Source organism: Janthinobacterium sp. SUN137 (assembly GCF_030587265.1).
Lineage (GTDB): Bacteria > Pseudomonadota > Gammaproteobacteria > Burkholderiales > Burkholderiaceae_D > Janthinobacterium > Janthinobacterium kumbetense.
This window is the reverse complement of sequence record NZ_JAPWHZ010000011.1, coordinates 1-6,484: the sequence shown is the minus strand read 5'-3', so window position 1 is coordinate 6,484 and position 6,484 is coordinate 1. Positions and strand designations below refer to the sequence as shown.

Annotated in this window: 6 protein-coding genes; 1 reads left to right on the top strand and 5 read right to left on the bottom strand. The window is 58.9% G+C overall.

The genetic code is table 11. The features are described from left to right. Nucleotides 1-300: 300 nt before the first annotated feature. The gene (locus tag O3298_RS28995) at nt 301-1,380 is read right to left on the bottom strand and encodes a tartrate dehydrogenase (protein ID WP_289914102.1); all 1,080 of its coding nucleotides are present in this window, start codon (nt 1,378-1,380) and stop codon (nt 301-303) included. Nucleotides 1,381-1,490: 110 nt separating this feature from the next. Here O3298_RS28995 and O3298_RS28990 point away from each other — a divergent pair, with 110 nt between their 5' ends. After that, the gene (locus O3298_RS28990; protein WP_289914101.1) at nt 1,491-2,390 is read left to right on the top strand and encodes a LysR family transcriptional regulator; all 900 of its coding nucleotides are present in this window, start codon (nt 1,491-1,493) and stop codon (nt 2,388-2,390) included. A gap of 17 nt (nt 2,391-2,407) precedes the next feature. Here O3298_RS28990 and O3298_RS28985 read toward each other — a convergent pair whose 3' ends face one another. The 4 genes from O3298_RS28985 to O3298_RS28970 all read right to left on the bottom strand — a co-directional run. Next, a complete protein-coding gene (locus tag O3298_RS28985) occupies nt 2,408-3,898 on the bottom strand; it encodes a DUF3482 domain-containing protein (RefSeq protein ID WP_289914100.1) in 1,491 nt (496 codons plus the stop codon). Beyond that, nucleotides 3,895-5,373 carry a DUF2868 domain-containing protein gene (locus O3298_RS28980; RefSeq protein WP_305061184.1) on the bottom strand — a complete coding sequence of 493 codons (1,479 nt, stop codon included), beginning with the start codon at nt 5,371-5,373 and terminating at the stop codon, nt 3,895-3,897. The genes O3298_RS28985 and O3298_RS28980 overlap by 4 nt, the downstream gene beginning before the upstream one ends. 62 nt (nt 5,374-5,435) lie before the next feature. After that, nucleotides 5,436-6,125, bottom strand: a complete 690-nt coding sequence (locus O3298_RS28975; protein WP_289920025.1) for an acid phosphatase — start codon at nt 6,123-6,125, stop codon at nt 5,436-5,438. Nucleotides 6,126-6,295: 170 nt separating this feature from the next. Continuing rightward, nucleotides 6,296-6,484 (bottom strand): hypothetical protein (locus O3298_RS28970; RefSeq protein ID WP_305061183.1); only part of this gene is annotated, 189 nt, incomplete at its 5' end.

The following is a 6,484-nucleotide window of genomic DNA, read 5'->3' as shown; positions in this document are numbered from 1 at the left end:
GAACATTTGATATATTTTAAGTATTACGCCAATCCGAAGATTGACGCTGCACTGACATCAAATGCCCACACTTATCGACTGTTAATTGTTAAAGAACTGTATTCGGTACTGCTTTCGCGCTATTGACAAAGCGTTGTGTTTGTCAGCTGCGAAGAAGGAAGAGTATGAAGCATTTCAGCACAATCGTCAACACCTTCTTTTCTACTACCCAGCCCCGGAAGGCTGTCCCTTTTGTGCCGCAAACTAGTGCGCCTCATTGGGGAGGCGAACTATAGCAAAGCCACTCACAGGCAGCAAGCTTTATTTCAGCAATTCGGCAACCGCCATGCCGACATCCGTCGTACTGGCGCTGCCACCCATATCTGGCGTACGCGGACCATGCTCGAGCACTTGCTCGATGGCCCGCACAATCGCATCATGCGCCGCCGTGTAATTGGCATCGCCATTGCCGAGGAAATCCAGCATCATGGCGCCCGACCAGATCATGCCGATCGGGTTGGCGATATTCTGGCCATAGATATCGGGCGCGGAACCGTGCACCGGCTCGAAAACGGAAGGAAAAGTCCGCTCCGGATTGATATTGGCCGACGGTGCGATGGCAATCGTCCCCGTGCAGGCGGGTCCCAGGTCGGACAGGATGTCGCCAAACAGATTCGAAGCGACCACCACGTCGAAACGTTCGGGGCTCAATACAAAGCGGGCCGCCAGGATGTCGATATGGTATTTATCCCAGCGGACATCGGGAAAGCTCGGGCCCATGGCTTCCACCCGCTCATCCCAATACGGCATGCTGATGGCGATGCCATTCGATTTCGTGGCCGATGTCAGGTGTTTTTTAGGCCGGCTTTGCGCCAGCTCAAACGCATACTTCAGGATACGGTCGACACCCTTGCGCGTAAAAACAGATTCCTGCAGCACCGTTTCTCGCTCCGTCCCCTCGAACATGCGCCCGCCCACGGATGAATACTCTCCTTCCGTATTTTCACGCACCACATAAAAATCGATATCACCTGGCGTCTTATTCGCCAGCGGGCACGGCACACCAGGCATCAAGCGCACGGGACGCAGGTTGACGTATTCGTCGAATTCGCGCCGGAATTTCAACAGCGAACCCCATAAGGAGATGTGGTCGGGCACCTTGTCCGGCCAACCCACGGCACCAAAATAGATGGCGTCGAAATCCTTGAGTTGGGCAAACCAGTCCGAGGGCATCATTTGCCCGTGTTCCAGGTAATAGTCGCAATTGGCCCATGCCATCGTCGTGAACTGCAGGTCGATATTGAAACGGCGCGCGGCGGCCTCGACAACACGCAGCCCTTCCGGCATGACTTCATTGCCGATGCCGTCGCCGGCGATGACTGCGATTCGGTGTGTGGGCATGGGATTCTCCTGGTTATGGATGCTAAATGGGTGCATTGATGATACTGGCACCGCATGAGAATACAATCAGGAGATTCATAACCCAAGTATTCACATTTCGTGGTCAATCAATGAAACATACACCGCTGCTGGAAGACTTACGCCTGTTTTGCCAGGTCGCCCATAAAACCAGCTTCGCCGGCACAGCCTTGGAACTGGGCATTTCCAAGGCCGTCGTCAGCAAGCGCATCGGCATGCTGGAAGCGGCGCTGCAAGTACGTTTGCTGCACCGGACCACACGCCGGGTCAGCGTCACCGATCACGGCGAGATCGTGCGGCAATGGGCACAGCGCATCCTGGAAGATGTCGAGCAAATGGGTGAGGCGGTAGCGCAGTCGAAACTGCAGCCGCAAGGCGTGCTGCGCATCTGCTCCAGTTCCGGTTTCGGACGCAACCGGCTCGGTCCAGCCCTATCCCAGCTGGCACGGCAGTATCCAGACCTGAAAATACAGCTGGAATTGCTCGACCGGCCCGTCGACCTGCTGGGCGAAGGTTTCGATCTCGACATTCGCATCGGCGTGGTCCATGAACCGGACCTGATCGCCCACCGTATTGCCAGCAACCAACGCGTACTGTGCGCCGCGCCCGCCTACCTGGCACGACGCGGAACGCCGGACACCCTGGCGCAGTTGCGCGAGCATGACTGCATCGTCATTCGCGAACGCGACCAGGATGGGCGGCGCTGGAAACTGCAGGGACCGCAAGGAGTGGAAACGGTGAAGGTCGACGGACCGCTCTCGGCCAACAATGGCGAGATCGTCCATCAATGGGCGCTGGATGGCCACGGCATCATCTTGCGTTCGGCATGGGATGTGGAAAGCAGCCTGGCGCAAGGCAAGCTGGTGCGCATTTTGCCTGCGTATCAACAGGCGGCCGACGTGTGGGCGGTGACCACCTCGCGGCTGTCGAACTCGGCCAAGGTCAGGGCCTGCGTGCAGTTTCTGGAGCAGTGGCTGCAGGCCCGCGCCTGATGATCTACACCAGGTATCTACACCAGGCGCGCCACATCCGGATACAGACGCGCCAGGGTATCGGAAGTGATGGACGACAGGAGGGGCAGGACGCGCTCGGCGGCTTGCTCCGGCGACTTTTCCCGGCGCACGTCTTTCCACAGCTCGGCCAGAGCAGCGTCATGGCGCGCTACCGCCTGCTCGACCTCATCCTGCCAGAAGGCCGGCGCCTCGCTTTCGACAAAGTTACCGCGGCCACGGCCAAAGTGCGCCACCGCCAAGTAACGCAGCACGCCCGCCACCACCAAGGTACGCAAAAAGGCATCGGTAAATTGCATCGTGGGCTCATTGCGGTCCGTACCGGAATTAAAACCCCAGGCTGCGCCGGCAAACGTCAGCGCACCGACCACGCCGCCAAGCAAGGCGCCTGTACCCAGTGTCAAACCGCCGGAAATCAGGTCGGCCGATAGCCCCGTCGCGGCACCGGAAATCATGGCACCCAAGAGCCCCGCTTGCGCCCTGTCGATCGGCGCGCGCACGGCGAAATTTTCCCGTATCCGGCTATTGATCTTATGCGCATCGGTCGGATCGAGTTTGTGCAAGATCAACAGTTCACGCGTGGTCACGCTGCTGTGCGTATTGAGGCGCGCCACCAGGCTGGCCATGGCCTTTTCCTGGCGTTGCTGCTCTGCATTCTTACCGATACCCACTACCTGCAAGGCCGATTTCAGCAAGCCTCTGGACGCCGGATCAATGGCTTCGCGATCCTGCCCAGCCACCGCCAGCTGCGTGGCCAGCAAATGCATGGCCTGTTGGAAACGCGCCGTATTTTGCGTTTGCCAGGCAGCAAACAACCGCGCGTAGCCAGCTTGCTGCGACTGCGGTAACAATTTACCCACGGCTTCGTAAAACACGCGCTCATGTACCCAGCAGCGGGCAAAGGCATCGAGCGCCAGGACGTCGCGCACGATCGGATACTGCTGCAAATGCTCGCGCCAGCGCGCCTGCTCGCCGTGCTCCTCATTACCCGGACGCGGCGGTCCCATCTGATTGAGCAAGACCACCACCGGCTTATCCAGCCAGGCGAGGATTTTCATTTCCGCCGGCAAGTAACCCGCGTCTCGGGGATTTTCAGAGGAGTTGACCAGGTACAGCACCACGTCGGCCGCATCCTTGGCCGTGCGCAGCGCTTGCTGGCTGAGCCAGAACGGGCGGTCGCGATAACGGTCCAGCACTTCGCGCAGGAACCAGCCGATGGGATTGCCGGACTGCCCCAGGCGCTTGAGCAGGCGCACGGAGTCGCCGAAGCCTGGCGTATCCCATAATTGCAGGGCATCACCCTGCGGTGTCGCCAGCAAGGTATGCGATTCCGCAAACACGGTCACGTGGGCGGCGTCGCGCACTTCGCCGATATCTACGCCCACCAGGGTACGCGCCAGTGTCGTCTTGCCATTATTCGTGTGCGAAATCAGCGCGAACTGAATCTGCACCGCATCATCCTGCACTTCTTTATTCACATTCACACTCATGCTGCTGCCGATACTTTCAGCCCGACACCAGCATCAAGCGGGTGCAAGGCAGGATTGAGCAAATTGACCAGGGTGGCCGTAGTTTTGTGGAACTGGCAGAATTGTTGCCACAAGGCGACTCGTTCCGCCAGGCGCGCGCCATTATCCACCTGCTCGCCCGCGCGCTCCAGGTAGCTGGACTCGTCGATCAGGACGGCGATGCCGCGTGTCGACGATTGCGCCAGGTAATCGAGGAAGGCGCCATGATTTTCCTTTTCCGGCGTCGCCGTCAGGTTGAACAGCACGACCGTGATATTGACTTGCGGATCATTCAGGTCCGTACCGCGCAAGACCTCCTGCGGCTCTTCGCCATACGACGTCGACGGACGCAACATCATGCGCCCTTGCTCGCCGAACAGCATGATGGACAGCTGGCCCAGGCCCTTGTGGCGCGCCTCATCGACAGTAAAGCTGTATGGCAAGACGCGCAGCATGCCGCCCGTGGCCACGCCGATGCTTTCATTAAGCTTGCGGAAATACGGTTGATCGAGATCCAGCGGAAAATGTTTCGCCAGGCGCGCGGCGCGCCAATTGTTGACCAGTGCCAGGATCAGGCGGGGAACGACCACCAGCAGAAAGATGGTTGCCGCATACAAATGCACCCAGCGCGCTCCGCCTTCGACGGTCGTCGTTTGCGGGAAACGCAACGCTTCGATTTCCGCCAGCGAAAAGCCTTGCAAATGAAACAGGGCAATAGCCGGCGCAAACAGGGTTGAAAGCAGGCTGTGCACCTGGCTGGCACTCAAAAAGGTGCTTTCCCAACCAGCTGCGTATTGCGAAAGGAAACCGCGTGCATATAACGAGGCGACGGCGCCGATGGCAAACATGGCGGCGCTCAAGTGGATGGTACGGCTCAGGCGCGCGGCCGTCAGCTTCGCGCTCAGGTGCGCCCATTCCCCCATGAAGCTGAGCAAACCCGAGGACAAGGCGTGCGGCAACTTGCGCGGCAAGGCCAGGCGGCCCACGCTCAGGTGGCGCACCAGCCCCGCTTTCGGCCAGCCGAGGGAATGCGAGGGGATGCATAGCCAGATCAGCAAGCCCAGGTAGACCAGTACGTTCCACGCAATGATCAGCAGCAAGGGCGCCGACAGCAGATCCACGCGATGGGGATCCGTGATGCGGTCGAGCCCGGCACCCAGCAGCAGGGCCAGCAAGGGCAAGGCCAGCGCCAGGGCTTTCATGCCGTTACGGCGCTTCGCGAAAGCGGCGAAGGCAGGCGTGCGTTCGGTGATGCGCTTGAGGATCAACTCGGAGCGCTGCTGCAGGAAATCGTCACCCGTCACTTCGGCCTGCTTGCCCGAAGCTTGCCACTGCGCAAGCTCACGCGCGCTGCGGCTGGCATACATGCGGTCATCCTCGCTGAGGACTTCTTTTTTCTGGTCGGCCGTCTCGATAGCACGGACCAATACCACTTCTCTCGCAATCTGCTCGTTCATGGTGCTCCTGTTTTTGTATGAAACGACAACTAGACAGGCAGATTGTGACGTACTTTTATGTTTCAGGCCAACGCGTCCTCGGCCCGGAGCAGATTATGCAGCAGATATATCAGGAAAGAGGCAATCCAGGCAGACCACAAGGTGTGCGTAAAAAATTGTGTACCTTGCAACTGTTGCTGCCAGCCTGCCGCCAAACCGCACAGCAGCATGACGCCAGCGAGCAGAAGCGCCGTGCGTGGCCGTCCGGGCAGGCAAAACAATGGCAAGGCCAGCATCCACCAAGCAGTGTTCGCCTGCGTGGCAGGCAGGCAAACCATGGCAGATGCATTGGCGGGCAATGTTTCCAGCAGGCGCGTGTAGGGCGCCAGTCCGCCATAGCGCAGCAAATCCGTAGGGCAAGGCACATCGCCGAAGGAAGAGAGAAAATAAATGCTTAACGGCACCAAGACAACCGACAGGGCCACGACGCGCAAGGCGCTGCGGCGTGAGGTCAGCCAGGCCAGCGGATGCAAGGTGTCCCAGATAGCCAGGCAGATCATGGCGGAGCCAAGCGAGATCATGCCGAGCTGGAAATTGCCCGCCCACGCGCTGCCCGTGCCAGCAAATTGCCCACGCGTCCCGTCGAACATGCTGTCCGCGATCATGAGATCGAGGTTGCTGTAATTGCCGATCCAGAGTATCAGCATGGCCGACAGCATCAAGACGCTATCGATGCCTTTGGGAGTTTTGACGAGTTTAAGCTTGGCCAACATGGATGCACACATTTACTTGATGGGATGAAAGGGACTGGCCGCCCAAGGACAGCAGCCATGCAAGCCATCGTACAGTGTGAATATGAAGAGAACATGACGGTGCCCGCAGTTAGCAACACGGACCGGGTATGATAGGTATTTTTGCGGCACACTTCCCCCGTAAAAAGCGCTCACGAGCGATAACTTCGCGCAACTTCGCCGTACGCACGACAAAAATCGCGCACCAGGCAAAAGCACCAGACGTAAAAAAACCCCAACCGGATCACCGGAAGGGGTTTTTTCGCATAACAAGCCTGACGATAACCTACTTTCACACTGGTTGCAGCACTATCATCGGCGCAAAGTTGTTTCACGGTCCT